Raw genomic sequence first — 17,167 nt, 5'->3', positions numbered from 1 at the left:
GTTTCTCAGTGAGAAAACGTTTTCTCATTTGACGAAGCGCGTGAGAAAAGCTTTTCTCTGTTCCGAGAGCAACAGGGAGGTTGCGAGATATCATGCGCGGAAAGGGAGGACGGCAGACGATCCGCAATCTTGCGGCCATGGCAGGGGTCAGCATTTCCACCGCGTCGAAGGCGCTCAACGACACGGGCCGCATGGGCGAGGAGACACGCCAGCGGGTCAAGCGCGTCGCACGCGAAATCGGCTTCCGGCCGAACGCACTGGCGCAGGGACTGTTGTCGAAGCGCAGCTTCACCATCGGCCTTCTGACGAACGACACCTACGGTCGCTTTACATTGCCGGTCATGGCGGGCGTTTCCGAAGCCCTGGTCGATCGCGGCGTCTCCGTCTTTCTCTGTGCCATCGAGGATGATCCGGCGCTCGGCCAGGTGCATGTGGATGCGATGCTCGACAAGCAGGTGGACGGCATCATCGCCACGGGAAAGCGCGTCGATCGCCGCCTGCCGATCGACCTGTCGGATGTGCCGGTCCCCGTGGTCTACGCCTTTACCGAGGGCGGACCGGACAGCGTGTCCTTCCGCTCGGACGATGCGCAGGGCGCAAAGTTCGCGGTGGAGTGGCTGAAGGCGAGCGGGCGGCAGCGGATCGTGCATGTGACCGGCCCGCAGGACTTCTTCTCGGTTCGCGAGCGCAGCGGTGCGTTCCGCGCTGTGGTCGGGGAGGGAGCAACCGTTCTCTTCGGCGAATGGTCGGAGACCTGGGGGCGGGATGCCGTGGACGGCCTTTGGTCTGCGCCCGGCGAAAAGCCGGATGCGCTGTTCTGCGGCAACGACCAGATCGCCCGCGGGGCCGTGGACGCTCTGCGGGAGCGCGGCATTCGCGTGCCCGAGGATGTCGCGATCGTCGGCTTCGACAATTGGGAGATTGTCGCTGCCCAGATGCGTCCGCCACTGACATCGGTGGACATGGACCTCAAGGAACTCGGGCGTCAGGCGGGCCTGACCATCCTCGCGCTGGCGGAAGGCCAGACCGTGGAGCCGGGCGTGAGAACATTGCCGTGCCGCCTCGTGGTTCGGCAATCATGCGGGGTCGGGAGCCCCGAGACGGAGAAATGGCGCTGAGGAGCGCCACAAGGGAGGAATGACCATGATGACGAAGCTTCTCGCGGCGACGAGCCTGCTCGCGCTGTCCCTGAGCCCGGGCCTCGCCTCGGCCGAAACCATCAATATGTGGGTCCGCACCGGCGTCGGCGACGCCTTCAAGAACGTCGTCGCCGCCTATAATGCCGGCCATGAGGACAAAGTCGCGCTGACCGAAGTTCCCTTCTCGGAACTCGTGCAGAAATATGCGACGTCGATTGCAGGCGGTCAGGCGCCGGACGCGCTGTCGATGGACCTGATCTACACCCCGGCCTTCGCCGCTGCGGGGCAGCTCGAGGATTTGACCGACTGGGCAAGAAGCCTGCCCTACTTCAATGCCCTCTCGCCGTCCCATGTCCGCCTCGGCACCTATGAGGACAGGATCTACGGCCTGCCGCTGTCCGTCGAAACCTCCGTTTTCGCCTGGAACAAGGACCTCTACCGCAAGGCGGGCCTCGACCCGGAAAAGGCGCCCGCCAACTGGGACGAGATCACCGCCAATGCCCAAAAGATCCGCGCGCTCGGCGACGACACCTACGGCTTCTACTTTTCGGGCGGTGGCTGCGGCGGCTGCATGATCTTCACCTACACCCCGCTCGTCTGGGGTGCGGGTGCCGATATTCTTTCGGCCGACGGCAAGACCGCGACCCTCGATACGCCGGAGATGCGCAAGGCGGTCGATATCTACCGCAACATGGTCAAGAAGGACCTCGTGCCGTCGGGCGCGGCCAGCGACAACGGCACGAACTTCCTGTCCTTCACCAATGGCAAGATCGGCCAGCAGAGCCTCGGTGCCTTCGCCATCGGCACGCTCGTCACCGAGCATCCAACGATCGACTTCGGCGTCACGCTCATTCCCGGCGTCAACGGGCAACCCTCGTCCTTTGCCGGCGGCGACAATGTGGTGGTGACCAAGGGCACGACCAAGCTCGCGCCGGTCAAGGCCTTCATCCAGTACATCTATTCGGAGGAAGGCCAGAAGATCATGGCGAAGTATGGCAGCCTGCCGACCCGCAGCGATATCGCCGAAGAGGTACTGAAGGGTCTGGATCCGCGCATGGAGGTGGGCATGAAGGCGATCGCGGTCGCAAAAACGCCCTATACCCTGCAGTTCAACGACCTGATCAACAGTGCCAACGGCCCCTGGGCCACCTTCATCAACGCCGCGATCTTCGGAGACGACGTCGATGGCGCGTTCTCTTCGGCCCAGTCCGAGATGCAGTCGATCATCGAAAGCGGCCAGTGATCCTCCCAGTGGTCGCCCGCGGGCGGAGGGGGAACCGATCCCCTCCGCCCGATCCCTTCAGCGACCGCGCCCGATGTCGATCGGGTCGTCGGCCGGACCGTGAAGTGCGAGATTGCTCATGACCCTCGTTTCCAACCTGTCGCGCGCCGCGGGACGCCCGAGGCCGAGGTCGTCGGCCTGGCGCGGCCTTCTGTATATCGCGCCCGCCATGGCGCTCGCCCTCCTGTTCTTCGTCATTCCGGTGATTATGACTGCCTGGATGAGCCTGCATGCCTGGCCGCTGATGGGCGCCCAGCGCTGGATCGGCATCAACAACTATATCCGCATGATCAACGACACCCGGTTCCTGTCGGCCCTGCGGTTCACGGCGCTCTACACGGTCGTCGCCACCATCGCGATTTTCGCCGTCGCCTTTCCGCTGGCGCTCTTCGTGGAAAAGCAGCGGCGTTTCGTGGGCGCCTATCGCACCGTCATCTTTCTGCCCGTCGTCGTCGGGCTGGCGACCGCATCGCTCCTCTGGGTTTGGCTTGCCAATGTGGACAGCGGCTTCATCGGACCTCTTCTCCGGCAACTCGGCATCGTGGAGCGAAGCCCCAACCTGCTTGCGAGCTTCGACAGCGCCTTCCTTACCATCATCGTCATGGTCGTCTGGAAGATCGCCGGCTTCACCATGATCATCCTGCTCACCGGGCTGCAGGCCATTCCGGCCGATATCGTCGAGGCGGCGCGCATCGACGGGGCGAAACGCTGGCAACGGTTTCGCTACCTCACGCTTCCCCTGATGCGCCGCACGATCGCACTGGCGCTGATCATCTCCGTGACCGGTTCGATCCTCGCCTTCGACCAGTTCTACATCATGACGGCAGGGGGGCCGCAGAACCGGATGATCTCGGTCGTCTACTACATCTTCAACCAGTCCTTCGTGTCCTTCAACCTCGGCTACGGCGCTTCGCTTTCGATCGTGCTGCTCGCCATCCTCGTTGCCATCAGCATCGTGCAGCTCTGGCTGCTGAAGGTCGGAGACGACAAGGCATGACCATGACGCAGACAGCGCTCTCCTCGACCATGACAACGGCCGGACACATCACGGAGGTAGGACCGAACCCGGCGAACGAGGCGGCGAAGCTCGCCCGTGCCCGCCGCAAGCGCAAGGATGCGGTCGCCTACCACACGGCCGGCGTCGCCATCGTCCTCTTCTTCCTCGCACCCTTCGCCATCGCCTTCCTCGCCTCGTTCCGCGGCGGTGCGGAAGGCATGACCCCGCCCTTGCCGCCCTGGCCGACGACGGGTTTCAGCCTCGACTCGTATCGGTCCCTCGATACGTTCGGTGCCGGCGTCTGGCAGCATACGCTCAACTCGCTGATCGTCTCGCTCGCCACCGTCGTGCTCACCGTCGCCATCAGCCTGCTCGCGGGCTACGGTTTCTCGCGCTATCGGTTTCCGCTGAAGAACACGCTGTTCGTGCTGATCATCGCGACGCTGATGATCCCGTTCCAGTCGATCCTGACGCCGCTGTTCATTATCCTCGCGAAGCTCGGGCTCAACAATTCGCTGTTCGGGCTGGTGCTGGTCTATGTCACGCTGCAGCTGCCCTTCTCCGTGTTCATGATGCGCAACGCCTTCGACGCGGTGCCGAAGGAGATCGAGGAAGCCGCGCGGATCGACGGGGCACGGGATCTGAAGCTGCTCGTCCGCGTGCTTTTGCCGCTCGTCCTGCCCGGCGCCGCCACTGTCGCGATCTTCGCTTTCCTCAATGCCTGGAACGAGTTTCTCGCGGCGCTCGTGCTTCTCTCCAGCAACGAGAACTACACCATGCCCGTCCTCATGATGGCGGTGCGGGCCGGCCGTCTCGGTGCGATCAACTGGGGCGCGGTTCAGGCCGGGGTGGTCGTCATGACGATCCCGTGCCTCATCATCTTCCTCCTCCTTCAACGCTACTACATGCGCGGCCTCATGGCCGGCGCCGTCAAGTGATGCCTCCTCCTTCGAAAGAAAAAGCCATGGATAGCAACGTGCACACCGAGACCCAGACCCGCCCCCACGCCCGCAAGGACCGCAAGTTCCGGCCGCTGCCGGTGCCGAGCGTCACGCTCGGCGGCCTGTTCGGCGAGCGACAGGATGCCATCTGCGCGACGACGGCACAGACGCTGCTCGACCGTTGCGTCGAGGCCGGCATGCTTACCGCGATCGATGTCAGCCTGCCGAGCCCGGGCGTCGTGCTGCCGATCCAGCCCTGGGACGGCTCCACCCAGATGTTCTGGGACAGCGATCTGGGCAAGTCGATCGAGACGGTCGCCTATTCGCTGTTCCGCTCGCCCAACCCCGCACTCGAAGCCCGCGTCGACCAGATCGCCGATCTCTATGAAAAGCTGCAGGACGAGGATGGCTATCTGAACGCCTGGTTCCAGCGCGTGCAGCCCGGCCGCCGGTGGACGAACCTGCGGGATTTTCACGAACTCTACTGCGCCGGCCATCTGATCGAAGGCGCCGTCGCCTATTACCAGGCAACGGGCAAGCGCAAGCTTCTCGACGTCATGGCCCGCTTCGCGGACTATATGATCACCGTCTTCGGCCATGGCGAAGGCCAGATTTCCGGCTATGACGGGCATGAGGAAATCGAGCTGGCGCTGGTCAAGCTCGCCCGCGCGACCGGCGAGCAGAAGTATCTCGACCTCTCCAAATACTTCATCGACGAACGCGGCACCGAGCCGCACTTTTTCATCGAGGAGGCGAAACGCGACGGTCGCGAGGCGAAGAAGTTCGTCTTTCACAGCTTCGAATACAACCAGTCGCATCAGCCGGTGCGCGCGCAGACCCGGGTCGTCGGCCATGCCGTGCGGGCCATGTACCTCTATTCCGGCATGGCCGACATCGCGACGGAATATAGCGACGACAGCCTGACGGGCGCGCTCGAAACGCTCTGGAGCGATCTCGTCACCCGGCAGATGTACGTCACCGGCGGCATCGGTCCGTCGGCGGCGAACGAGGGCTTCACCGACCCGTACGATATGCCGAATGAAAGCGCCTATAACGAAACCTGCGCCTCGGTCGGCATCGTCTTCTGGGCCGCGCGCATGCTCGGCCGGGGCCCTGACCGGCGCTATGCCGACATCATGGAGCAGGCGCTCTACAACGGTGCGATGGTGGGTCTCTCGCTCGATGGAACGCGCTTCTTCTACGACAACCCGCTGGAAAGCGCCGGCAAGCACCATCGCTGGACGTGGCATCCGTGCCCGTGCTGCCCGCCGAACATCGCCCGGCTGCTCGCGTCCATCGGCTCCTATATGTATGCCGTTTCGGACGACGAGATCGCGGTTCACCTCTATGGAGAAGGCAAGGCGCAGTTCGAGTTATCCGGTGAAGCGGTCTCGCTGTCGCAGGAAACGCGCTATCCCTGGGATGGGGCCATCCGTTTCGATGTCGGTCTCGCCAAGCCTGCCCGCTTCACGCTGTCGCTGCGCATTCCTGCATGGTGCAAGGGAGCGATGCTCTCGATCAACGGCGTGCCGGTCGAACTCGACCAGGTGATGATCGACGGCTATGCCCGGATCGAGCGCGAATGGTCCGACAAGGACGAGATCGCACTCGACCTGCCGCTCGCACCGCGGCTTCTCAGGGCCAATCCGCTGATCCGGCAGGACGCCGGTCGCGTCGCGCTGGTCCGCGGACCGCTGGTCTACTGCACCGAAGAGACCGATAACGGCAGCGGCCTGCAACGGCTGACGATCACCGGCGAGCCGGCATCCGCGACCGAGCGGCCGATGCCCGGACTGAACGATGCGGTCGCGCTCGAGATCGCTGCGGAGCGGGACGAGGCCGACTGGGGTGAAACGCTCTATCGCGAGACGCCGCCGCAGGCCACGAAAGTGACCGCGCGTTTCGTCCCCTATCATCTCTGGGACAACCGGGAGCCGGGCGAAATGCTGGTGTGGATGCGCGACGGCAAGGGAGGGGTGAAATGAGCCTCGCTCAGGACACCGGTTCGCCCGCATGGGCCGGCGGCGCGGCCGCCGCGCCGCCGGGCGACGACGGCGCTGCAACCGGTGGCGTTCGCCTGTCGGGGGTCCGGAAATCCTTCGGCCACCTCGACATCATCCACGGGATCGACCTGTCGATCCCGGAGGGTGCCTTCACCGTCTTCGTCGGCCCGTCCGGCTGCGGCAAATCCACATTGCTGCGGATGATCGCGGGGCTCGAGGAGGTTTCCGACGGGCTGATCGCCATCAAGGGGCGCGACGTGACCGATCTCGATCCGTCGGATCGCGGCATTGCGATGGTCTTCCAGTCCTATGCGCTCTATCCCCATATGAGCGTTCGCGACAACCTCGCTTTCGGCCTGAAGATGGCCAACACGCCGAAGGCGGAGATCGACCGCCGCGTCGCGGCGGCTTCCGCCATCCTCAAGACCGACCATCTTCTCGACCGGCGTCCGGGACAGCTTTCCGGCGGCCAGCGCCAGCGCGTTGCCATCGGCCGCGCCATCGTGCGCAAGCCGGACGTCTTTCTGTTCGACGAGCCGTTGTCGAACCTCGACGCCGAGCTTCGCGTCTCCATGCGCATCGAGATTGCCAGGCTTCACCGCGAGCTCGGCAATACGATGATCTACGTGACGCACGACCAGACGGAAGCGATGACGCTGGCGGACATGATCGTGGTTCTGCGCGAAGGGCGGATCGAGCAGGTCGGCAGCCCGCGCGAGATCTACGAAGACCCGGCCAACAGCTTCGTCGCCGGCTTCATCGGCTCGCCGCGGATGAACCTCCTGAACGCGCGGCGCACCGGTCGGGACAGCCTGACGCTGGCCGATGCGACGCTGGCGGCGCCGTTCCCGACCGCATTGAGGGAAAGCGGGGCGGACGTCACCTTCGGCATCCGGCCCGAACATCTGACGGTCGGCCAAGCGTTCGTCGATGGCCGCTCGCTGACGGCAAACGTCGATTTCTCGGAGTATCTCGGCGGGACGCAATATCTCTATTGCCAGCTTGCCGATGGCCAGACGGTCACCGTCGAGTACCGATCACCCGTTGCGGTCAGGCCCGGCGAGCGGATCGTGCTGTCCTGGTCGACAGAGACGATCCGCCTGTTCGATGACGGCGGCCTGCGCCTGCGGCAGGGCATGTGAGGGCGCGTCGGCGCTGCGCGGTCATCGCCGCGGCGGTTCGAAGCGCTCGAGACGTTTGGCGACCTGGGTTTCCAGGAACGAGAATTCGCCTGCGATGACCTTTGCGTCGTCGCTCGGCGCCATCGCCAGATGCACGATGCCGTCGAGCTTGTGGATCAGACGACCGGCGAGGTGTCGTTCCTTGTAGCTGAAGATATCGCCGCCATGGACGAGCAGACACAGGCTATAGATGTGCCTCAGGGAGTGCCGTTCCGACGCCAGACTGAGCCACTGCGCTCTCGTGATATGCATTTTTCCTCCGGACCAAGTGGAGGAAGACGAAGGCGGATCGGAAAGAGTTTCAGGGCAACCCATCTTTTTGCGTCCGCAATTGTATCGCAAGTTCGGCCGCCTGAGCGGCCGAAGGAGATGCGCCTCGGGGGCGCTTAGGACGGCTTGCGGATGGTGCCGTAGATGATGTTGCGGTTGGCACCGAAGAAGACGCTCTTCTCCGCCTGCTGCCCGTCGAGGCTCGCCTCGATGATCGACCACATTTCCGATTGCGACCGCAGGAGAAGCGTCCAGTTCATCATCGTCTCCATGTAGCCGTCGTCGGGAACCTCGGTGGAGAAGTTGGCAAACAGGAACGTTCCCCCGGGCTTCAGCATCGACAGGCAGGTCTGCGTCAGCTTCACGGCCACCTTGTCGGCCAGATAATCGTAGAGGCCGGCCGCATAGATCAGGTCGAACTGCCCGAGACGATAGTCGTTCTTCAAAAGCCCGCGAACCGAGCCATCCATCGCGTCGATCGGCGTTCCATTGAAATCGCGCATGGTGCGGCCCACGCTCAGGGGGTCCTGATCGAGCGCCACCCAACGTTTGATTCCGCGCTCCCGCACGGCGCGGGATGTCTCCGCCTCGCGCAGATGCCCCGCCGCGACGGCGAGCACTTCCGTTTCCGGGCCGAGCCTTGCCGCCGTTTCATCCACGGTGCGCGTCAGCAGATCGCGACGTTCCCGCACCGCCACGGCGGACGGGGCGTTGCGCGTGTATTCGTAGAGCGTGCGCCCGAGCGGCGAGGCGCGCTCGACATCGGCAGCGATATCCGGGTGTCCGTAAATGAAGTCGATCAGGCTGGCATCCCCGGAATAGCCGCGCGGCTTTTCGAAGGACCAGCGGGTGAACGGGTCGTTGTGGAAATAGACGGCCACCGGATGGTCCTGGACCATGGGAATGAGGTCCGGCCATACGGCCCGGTACTTTTCGCGGCTCTCGTGAAGGGAGCGGATCAGGCGATCGATGATGAGATCGGGACTGCGATCGGCCTGAATCTGTTGCGAGGCAACCTGCAAAATCAGCGTCAATTCGTCCCTGGCGATCCGGAGTTGCCGTTCGTCGGCCGGCGCGCCGGCCGGAAAAACCTCCCGCTTCACAGCGGTCGGGGTGATCAGGCTTTGCCCGTCAAAAGCGGCGAGTGGGTTCTTCACGCTACGTCCTTTGGTTACCGTTGGGTTAACAAGACGCGTAAGAGATGACTCAAATTGTCTGGAAATGCATGAACGTTCCGATTTGTTGGTTAATGGCACAGCTGCGCCGTTGCGGCACAGGGGTTCGAACCTGTGGAAAGGAAGTGTTAAGCCGTTTTCGCTAATGTTTACCGCAACATTCGTAAGCGTGATAAAACATTGAAACCGGCTGTCGTGACCGTCCGTTCAGGGGCTCGATCGCACGGCACCGGTGCTTAACTTCGGCACAGCAATGAAAGCGGTGGAGAGTGCATGACGCACAAGTCGACCGACACCATCGAGTTCGGCGCATCGAGAGATCCGCTGCAGCAGCCGAAGGTTACCCTTCGCGAGCTCTACAAGCGGCACGGCGAGAACGCGCACAAGCAGTCCACGCGCCGCGGGCTCTGGGCTGCCGTGCTCGTTTATCTCGTCTTCTCGATCAGCGATATCCTGCTGATCGGCGACGTCGCGCCGTATGTCGTCGGCGCGCGCTTCACGATTTCCATCATCATGCTGATCGCGCTGGAATGGCAGATGCGGCGGGCATCGACGGCCGATGCCGTCGATAGCACGGCCGCACTCGCGCTGATCTTCGCCTATGCCGGCTGGCTCGTGCCGAGCATGATGAGCGAACATGCGGTCGTCATGTCCTACTACATGGTGTTCGGCGCCATCTTCATGATGAGCGTGAACCTCTTCTTCAATTTCCCGTTCCGCATCTCCGTCGTCGCCTCAGGCATCATCGTGCTGATCTTCCTGGCCGGGCTCGTCTGGTTTCCCAATGTGGGATACAGCTACAAGTTCACGTTCGGGCTCTTCTGTCTCTCCTGCTTCATCTTCACCTCCTATGTGAACTGGAAGCTCAATCTGGAGCGCTACAACGTCTTTCTGAACGCATTGGAGGCCAAAGCCCAGCATCGCCAGGCGGCTGAGCGCGGCGAGGCCCTGTTGCGGCTGTCCCATACGGATCCGCTCACGGGCCTTGCCAACCGGCGCGCGATCGACAACCGTCTGCGCGACGTCTGGCGGGACTGGCAGCAGGCTGGGCGCACCTTCGCCGTCATCCTGGTCGATGTGGATTTCTTCAAACGATACAATGACTATTACGGCCATCTCGAAGGCGACAAGTGTCTTGTGCTCGTCGCGCAGGCGCTGCGCGCGCTTGCCGAGGAGCATAAGGCCTCCGTCGGCCGGTTCGGCGGCGAAGAGTTCATCCTGCTGGCCTATGCGGTCTCCGAGCAGCAGACGGCCGCGCTCTGTGAAGCCATTCGCAAGACGGTCGAGGATCTCGGTCTGCTGCACGAGCAGCGGCGCGACGGGACATCGAAGGTCACGGTCAGCGTCGGAGCGGCCTTTACCGCGGATCGCACCCTTTCGAAGGTCGAGAAGGTGATCCACCAGGCGGACCGCGCGCTCTACAGCGCCAAGGCGTCGGGTCGCAATTGCGTCAAGCTGTTCCATGCCAACGATCCGAACAACCGTGACGACGGCGAAAACATCGCTGCCCTTCTCAAGATCGCCGTACCGCAGGGCCTCGTGTCGATGGTCTACCAGCCGCTGCAGGATGTGGCGACGGGCAAGACCTATGCCTATGAAGCGCTGATGCGGCTGAAAATGTCGGATGGCGCCTTCATTTCCCCGTCGCTGTTCATCCCGGCGGCCGAGCGGTCCGGTGCGATCGTCAATCTCGGGCAGTGGGCGCTGCGTCGCGTCTGCGAGGAGCTGCTGGTCACCAATCTCGCGCCCGTCGCCAGTGTCAACGTCTCGCCGCTGCAGCTGAAGACGCCCGGTTTCGTGTCCTTCGTGGCGAGGACGCTCGACGAGTTCTGCATCACCGGGGATCGCCTCGCCTTCGAAATTACCGAAGGGCAGGACATGGAGATCCATTCGAGCCTGCTGCGCTGCATCAGCGACCTGCGCGCCCTCGGCATCAAGATCTGGCTTGATGATTTCGGCACCGGCTTTGCCGGCCTCTCCTGGCTTCGCCTCATCGATTTCGACTGCATCAAGATCGACAAGTCCTTCCTGCACGACTGCGACACCCAGCGCGGCTGCGCCATGCTCGACGATATCCTGCGTCTCGCGCGCAATCGCGGCGCGACGATCCTTGTCGAAGGTGTGGAAACGGAAGAGCATTTCTCGCTCATGCACCGGCTGAAGATCGACCTGATGCAGGGTTACTATGTCGGCCGCCCCGCACCCGCCTCCAGCCTACGCCCCATCCGGCAGCTTCCAAAGCTCGTCGTCGTCTCGCGATAGCCTCAACGTAGATCCAGGCGCACGAGGGCCCGCCATCGGACGACGGCGCGGCGCGCATGCGGGGACGATCCGATAAAAGCGTCGGTCCGGCTCATCCCGTTCCATCCATGAAAGAAAGCTTGGATGAATAGAAAATGAGCAGAAATGGAATTGACCGAAATCCGTCCTTATCGTAGCGTGAGACCAACACATGGCGTTGGACGCCGATGGCAATCGAGCCCCGAACACCGCTTCACGCGGTTCGGGGCTTTTTTGTTTTCGGCGACCGCGATGCCGGTGGCGAAGCCTGAACCGGACGATCGACGGCGCGTGCCCTCGGGAAAGATGTTGTTCGAAATGACGCTCAAGACGGTGCCCGTCTCCATCCTCTATTCGACCACGGGCCCCTATGCGGCGCTGGGTCGCGAAGCGGTGAGCGGTGCCCTGGCAGCCGTCGCGGAGATCAATGCGGATCCCGCCTATGGCTTCGGCATCGCTGCCAAGATCGACGATCCCTGCGGTCGGGCGGAGGCCTATGCGGGGCTTGCGCAGTCCGCGATCCGCGATGTCGGCTGCCGCCATATCATCGGGACACTGACCTCGTGGAGCCGCAAGGACGTGCTGCCGGTCGTGGAGCGCCATGGCGCGCTTCTCTGGTACGCCTTCCCCTACGAGGGCTACGAGGCGAGCGACAGCGCCGTCTATCTCGGTCCCTGTCCGAACCAGCACCTGCTGCCGTTGTTCGATTACGTCCTGCCGCGCTACGGTCGCCGCGCCTTCATCGTCGGCTCGAACTACATTTGGGGTTGGGAGATCAGCCGCATCGCGCGGGAGGTCACCGAGGCATCCGGAGGCCAGGTGGTCTCGGATCGCTACGTGCCGCTCGGCGCCACGGAGGTGGATCATCTCGTGACCGAGATCCGGCAGAAGAAGCCGGACTTCATTCTCAGCAATCTCGTCGGCCAGTCGGCAACGGCCTTCATCGAGGCCTATGGCGCGTTTCGCAAGAGCCATCCCGATGCGCCGCCGATCGTCGCCTGCAACCTGTCGGAGAGCGATCTGGAGGGGCTGAGCCCCGAGGCGCGGCGCGGCCACATTGCGACGGCGATCTATTTCGACCGGCTGGACACGCCCCACAACCACGCCTTCAAGGCGCGGATGGCTGCGCGCCAGGGCGCCGGCCGGCGGATCTCGACACCTTTCACGGCGGCCTACACGGCAATGTCGATCCTCGCCCGGTCGATCGCCGATGCCGGGACGGATGCACCGGAGGCCGTGCGCAAAGTCGCGACATCCAGGCTGTTTGACACGCCTGCAGGCCCAATCGGGATCGATCCGCGTACCCATCATGCGGCATTCCGGCCGCATCTCGGTCTTTCGGACGAGGAGGGCGGGTTCACCCTGCTCCAGAGCGCCGAGGAGACGATCGAGGCCGATCCCTATCTCGTCCGCTCGATGCTGAAGAGGGCTGCGGCCCCGCATCCGGCAGCCCTGAAGGTGGTCAAATGACGCGTCGCAACAGACCGCTTCTCGCGCAGTGGCATGCCGTGATCCTGCATCGCGACCATCCGTCTGTCGATGCGCTGCGCCGACAGCTCGAACTCCTGCAGATCCGCGTCACGCTCTGCTGGCCGCATTTGGATGAAAGCCAGGCGCAGGCCGATGTGATTTTCTTCGACGCGGACATGGGACATGACGGCCAGTTTCCCTGGCCGCGGGGATTTGCGCCGATGCCGATGATCGCCCTGATCGGCTCGGAAGCGCCGGGGCGGATCGAGTGGGCGCTGGATCAGGGCTCCAACGCCCATCTCCTCAAGCCGATCGGATCCACCGGTGCCTATAGCGCCCTTCTCATCGCTGCGGATGCCTATGAGAAGGTTCGCGCGCAGGCCGACGATATTCGCGCGCTCGAGAACCGCCTGCGCCAGCGGCCGATCGTCGTGCATGCGGTCTTGCACCTGATGCAGAACGAGGGCGGCGACGAGACGGCGGCCTGGAAGCGGCTGCGCTCCGTGGCCATGGACTGGGGCATGACCATCGAAGATGCCGCGGAAGCAATCTGCCGCGACGACAAACGCACCCGAAGCGGTGCCTGAACAGGAGGGGATGAACCCATGAAGATCACCGAAGGATTCGCGCCCTATGGGGAGTATCGGACGTGGTACCGCGTCACGGGCGATCTCTCGTCGCCCAAGCCGCCGCTGATCGTCGCGCATGGCGGTCCCGGCTGCACCCATGACTATGTCGACAGCTTCAAGGCTATCGCCGCCACCGGCCGGGCGGTCATTCACTACGATCAGGTGGGCAATGGTCAATCGACGCACCTGCCCGAAAAAGGCGGGGACTTCTGGACGGTCGCCTTCTTCAAGGCTGAACTGCACAACCTGATCGACCATCTGGGCATCCGTGACGCCTATTGCCTGCTGGGCCAGTCCTGGGGCGGGATGCTCGGTGCCGAGTTCGCCGTCGATCGTCCGGCCGGCCTGAAGGCGCTGGTGATCGCCAATTCGCCGGCTGCCATGCACACCTGGATTTCCGAGGCGAACCGCCTGCGCCGCGAGCTTCCGCAGGACGTGCAGGAAACGCTTCTCAAGCACGAGCATGCGGAAACGACGGACAGCGCGGAATATGCCGCGGCAACGGACGTCTTCAACCAGCGCCATGTCTGCCGCATCGTGCCGATGCCGCCGGAGGTGCAGCGCACCTTCGATGCGATCGCTGGGGACCCGACGGTCTACCACACGATGAACGGCCCGAACGAATTCCATGTGATCGGCACCATGAAGGACTGGTCGATCGTCGGCCGTCTCTCGACCATCTCGGTGCCGACGCTTCTGATCTCCGGCCGCTTCGACGAGGCGACGGAGGCCTGCGTCCAGCCGTATGCCGACGAGATCCCGGACGTGCGGTGGACGATCTTCGAACAGTCCAGCCACATGCCGCATGTGGAAGAACGGGAGGACTGCATGGCCGTCGTCGGAGCCTTTCTCGAGGAGACGGCCGCCTGACGGGAGCGCGACACGCCGAAGAACGCATGACAAAGCCAAAGCCATAATAACAAGGGAACGACGATCATGACCATTCGCCTGAAACATCTGACACGACATGCGGGCGCACTGCTCGTAACGGGCCTTCTCGCCCAGACGGCGCTCGTCGGTGCCGCGCAGGCCGAGGACCGCGCAGCGCTGATGAGCCAGCATCGCGGCGGTACCATCACGCTTGCCGCCGTCTCGGCCGCGGGCACCGTCGATCCGATGATCAACTACACCGCCCAGTTCTGGCAGATCTTCCAGATGACCTATGACGGTCTGGTCAAGTTCAAGCAGGCCGGCGGCACCGAGGGCTTCGAAATCGTGCCGTCCATCGCCGAGGCGCTGCCGGAGCCGACCAATGACGGCAAGACCTACGTCTTCAAGATCCGCAAGGGCATCAAATTCTCGAACGGCAAGGACGTCACGCCCGCCGACGTCGTTGCGTCGTTCCAGCGCATCTTCAAGATCAAGGGGCCGACCACGGGCAGCTTCTACAACGGCATCGTCGGTGCCGACAAATGCATCGCGACGCCGGAAAGCTGCACGCTCGAAGGCGGCGTCACGGGTGACGACGCTGCGGGAACGGTGACGATCAACCTCGTTGCGCCGGACGCCGAAATCTTCTCGAAGCTCGCCGTGCCGCACGCCTCGATTTTGCCGGCCGACGCACCGCTCTCCGATGCCGGCACCACGCCGATCCCGGGCACCGGCGCCTATATGATCGCGAGCTACGATCCGAACGCCGAGATGGTGCTGAAGCGCAACCCGACCTTCAAGGAATGGAGCGTCGATGCGCAGCCGGACGGCTATGCCGACGAGGTGGTCTACAAGTTCGGCCTGACCGAAGAGGCGGCCATCAACGCCATCATCAACGGCCAGGTCGACTGGCTGTTCGACACGCCGCCGGCCGACCGCCTGCCGGAAATCGGCACGAAGTATGCCAGCCAGGTGCACATCGATCCGCTGGCGGCCTTCTGGTATGCCCCGATGAACACCAACCTCGCCCCCTTCGACAATGTGAAGGTGCGTCAGGCGCTGAACTATGCGGTCGACCGCGATGCCGTCGTCGGTCTCTTCGGCGGCGAGGTACTTGGTCAGCCGGTGTGCCAGATCCTGCCGCCGGACTTTCCCGGTCATGTCGATAATTGCATCTACACAAAGGAGCCCGGCGCGACCTGGAGCGAGCCGGACATGGAGAAGGCGCAGGCGCTGGTGGATGAAAGCGGCACCAAGGGCCAGAAGGTCACTGTCGTCGCGGAAGACAACGCCGTCGCTCGCGGCATCGGCACCTATATCGCCAGCGTGCTGACGGAACTCGGCTACGACGCCTCGATGAAGGCGCTTTCGCCGAACATCCAGTTTACCTACATCCAGAACACCAACAACAACGTCCAGATCAGCGTCAGCCAGTGGTATCAGGATTATCCTGCCGCCTCGAACTTCCTGAACGTTCTGCTCTCCTGCGGATCCTTCAACAAGGGTAGCGATTCCTCGGTCAACATTGCCGGCTACTGCAACAAGGAGCTGGATGCCCAGATGAAGCAGGCGATGACCACGGCACTGACCGACCAGGACGCCGCCAATGCAATCTGGGCCAAGGTGGATCAGGGCTTCATGGAGCAGGCGCCCATGGTTCCGTTGATCACGCCGAAAATCGTCAACTTCACTTCCGCTCGCCTCGGGAACTACGTGTTCAACAAGCAGAACCGCTGGATCATTTCCCACGCCTGGGTGAAGTAATCCGCATCAGGTGCGAAAAGACGGCGGCGTGGGGCCTTGAGGGGTTCCCGCCGCCGGTCCATCCCTCATTCCTGAATGGTCCCTGACCGTCAGACGCCTGCAGGAGGTGCCATGAGCATCCCGTCCGATATCGCTTCCCCCGACGCCTTCATCCCCGACGTACCGGACGAGACCGCGGGCAAGCGGACGGGTGCAAGCCCGTGGCGCCGCGCGTGGCTCCTGATGCGGCGCGACAAGCCGACGGTGATCGCCGCCATCGTGCTCGTGCTCATCGTCCTCTCCAGCCTGTCGGCGCCGCTCTACGCAGGCTACGTCGCCGCGACCGATCCGTTCCGCTCGAACCTGTCGGCGCGCATCACGGTCGATGGCAAGCGGGTCAAGGTCATGCAGGCGTCCACCGAGGGCCTCGGCCTCGGCGTCACCCCCATCGGCCCGACCTACGGGCCGCAATATTTCCTCGGCGCGGACACGCAAGGCCGCGACGTCGCGGCACGGCTTCTGTATGGCGGGCGGAATTCTCTGCTGATCGCCACCTCCGCGACCATCATCTGTCTCGTGCTGGCGGCGGTCATCGGCATCACCGCCGGCTTCTTCGGCGGCGTCACCGACCAGATCCTCTCGCGCATCCTCGATATTCTCTGGGCGTTTCCGGTCTATCTCCTCGCCATCTCGCTCTCCATCGTGCTTCTGTCGCACGGCATCGTCATCGGGCCGATCGAGATCACCGGCGACAGTCTTCTGCTGCCCATCGTCATCATCGGCATCATCTACGTGCCCTATGTCGCGCGCCCCGTGCGCGGCCGCGTCATGGCCCTGAAGAAGAGCGAGTTCGTGCTGGCGGCCACCGGCCTCGGCATTCCCGCCTGGCGCATTCTCCTCAACGACATCCTGCCCAACGTCTCCACCATGCTGATCGTCTTCGTGCCGCTGATGATGGCGCTGAACATCATCACGGAGTCCTCGCTCTCCTTTCTGTCGATCGGCGTTCAGGCGCCGGACGCGAGCTGGGGCACGATCATCCAGGATGGCCAGACGCTGCTCTACACCCGCCCCGCCGTGGCGCTGGCGCCAGGCATCGCCATCGCGCTCACCGTCCTGTCGCTGAACGTACTCGGCGACAGCATTCGCGATGCGCTCGATCCGCGCACGAAACTGGTGTGAGGGAA

General features: G+C 63.6%; 14 protein-coding genes. 12 read left to right on the top strand and 2 right to left on the bottom strand.

Going from position 1 to position 17,167, the window contains the following annotated elements; all coding sequences use genetic code 11:
• Positions 1 to 92 precede the first annotated feature (92 nt).
• The 6 genes from LRX75_RS02770 (at position 93) to LRX75_RS02745 (ending at position 7,504) form a co-directional block, all read left to right on the top strand.
• The gene (locus tag LRX75_RS02770) at positions 93 to 1,118 is read left to right on the top strand and encodes a LacI family DNA-binding transcriptional regulator (RefSeq protein WP_231811684.1); all 1,026 of its coding nucleotides are present in this window, start codon (positions 93 to 95) and stop codon (positions 1,116 to 1,118) included.
• Positions 1,119 to 1,143: 25 nt separating this feature from the next.
• Complete coding sequence (locus LRX75_RS02765) at positions 1,144 to 2,382, top strand: ABC transporter substrate-binding protein (protein ID WP_231811683.1); 1,239 nt, start codon at positions 1,144 to 1,146, stop codon at positions 2,380 to 2,382.
• A 118-nt stretch (positions 2,383 to 2,500) separates the two neighbouring features.
• The gene (locus tag LRX75_RS02760) at positions 2,501 to 3,418 is read left to right on the top strand and encodes a carbohydrate ABC transporter permease (protein ID WP_231811681.1); all 918 of its coding nucleotides are present in this window, start codon (positions 2,501 to 2,503) and stop codon (positions 3,416 to 3,418) included.
• A 29-nt stretch (positions 3,419 to 3,447) separates the two neighbouring features.
• Positions 3,448 to 4,356, top strand: a complete 909-nt coding sequence (locus LRX75_RS02755) for a carbohydrate ABC transporter permease (RefSeq protein ID WP_231811980.1) — start codon at positions 3,448 to 3,450, stop codon at positions 4,354 to 4,356.
• Positions 4,357 to 4,382: 26 nt separating this feature from the next.
• A complete protein-coding gene (locus tag LRX75_RS02750; RefSeq protein ID WP_231811680.1) occupies positions 4,383 to 6,344 on the top strand; it encodes a glycoside hydrolase family 127 protein in 1,962 nt (653 codons plus the stop codon).
• The gene (locus LRX75_RS02745) at positions 6,341 to 7,504 is read left to right on the top strand and encodes an ABC transporter ATP-binding protein (protein ID WP_231811679.1); all 1,164 of its coding nucleotides are present in this window, start codon (positions 6,341 to 6,343) and stop codon (positions 7,502 to 7,504) included. Before LRX75_RS02750 ends, LRX75_RS02745 begins: the two co-directional genes overlap by 4 nt.
• 21 nt (positions 7,505 to 7,525) lie before the next feature.
• On the opposite strand, the gene LRX75_RS02740 is transcribed toward LRX75_RS02745, so the two are convergent.
• Positions 7,526 to 7,795: a hypothetical protein gene (locus tag LRX75_RS02740; RefSeq protein ID WP_231811677.1), complete on the bottom strand. Its 270-nt coding sequence runs from the start codon at positions 7,793 to 7,795 to the stop codon at positions 7,526 to 7,528.
• Positions 7,796 to 7,929: 134 nt separating this feature from the next.
• The gene (locus LRX75_RS02735) at positions 7,930 to 8,970 is read right to left on the bottom strand and encodes a class I SAM-dependent methyltransferase (protein ID WP_420851130.1); all 1,041 of its coding nucleotides are present in this window, start codon (positions 8,968 to 8,970) and stop codon (positions 7,930 to 7,932) included.
• 291 nt (positions 8,971 to 9,261) lie between these two features.
• Here LRX75_RS02735 and LRX75_RS02730 point away from each other — a divergent pair, with 291 nt between their 5' ends.
• The 6 genes from LRX75_RS02730 (at position 9,262) to LRX75_RS02705 (ending at position 17,162) form a co-directional block, all read left to right on the top strand.
• A complete protein-coding gene (locus tag LRX75_RS02730) occupies positions 9,262 to 11,250 on the top strand; it encodes a putative bifunctional diguanylate cyclase/phosphodiesterase (protein WP_231811675.1) in 1,989 nt (662 codons plus the stop codon).
• 336 nt (positions 11,251 to 11,586) lie between these two features.
• Positions 11,587 to 12,738, top strand: coding sequence for a transporter substrate-binding protein (locus tag LRX75_RS02725; RefSeq protein WP_231811674.1), 1,152 nt, complete (start codon positions 11,587 to 11,589; stop codon positions 12,736 to 12,738).
• Positions 12,735 to 13,325, top strand: a complete 591-nt coding sequence (locus LRX75_RS02720) for an ANTAR domain-containing response regulator (protein ID WP_231811672.1) — start codon at positions 12,735 to 12,737, stop codon at positions 13,323 to 13,325. Before LRX75_RS02725 ends, LRX75_RS02720 begins: the two co-directional genes overlap by 4 nt.
• A gap of 18 nt (positions 13,326 to 13,343) precedes the next feature.
• Positions 13,344 to 14,237 carry a proline iminopeptidase-family hydrolase gene (locus tag LRX75_RS02715; RefSeq protein WP_231811670.1) on the top strand — a complete coding sequence of 298 codons (894 nt, stop codon included), beginning with the start codon at positions 13,344 to 13,346 and terminating at the stop codon, positions 14,235 to 14,237.
• Positions 14,238 to 14,303: 66 nt separating this feature from the next.
• On the top strand, positions 14,304 to 16,001 hold the full coding sequence (locus tag LRX75_RS02710; RefSeq protein WP_231811669.1) for an ABC transporter substrate-binding protein: 1,698 nt from the start codon (positions 14,304 to 14,306) through the stop codon (positions 15,999 to 16,001).
• A 111-nt stretch (positions 16,002 to 16,112) separates the two neighbouring features.
• Positions 16,113 to 17,162, top strand: a complete 1,050-nt coding sequence (locus tag LRX75_RS02705; protein WP_231811667.1) for an ABC transporter permease — start codon at positions 16,113 to 16,115, stop codon at positions 17,160 to 17,162.
• Positions 17,163 to 17,167: the final 5 nt, after the last annotated feature.

The organism is Rhizobium quercicola (genome assembly GCF_021168455.1).
In the GTDB taxonomy this organism is placed as follows: domain Bacteria; phylum Pseudomonadota; class Alphaproteobacteria; order Rhizobiales; family Rhizobiaceae; genus Ferranicluibacter; species Ferranicluibacter quercicola.
This window is presented reverse-complemented; position numbering and strand designations above follow the sequence as displayed.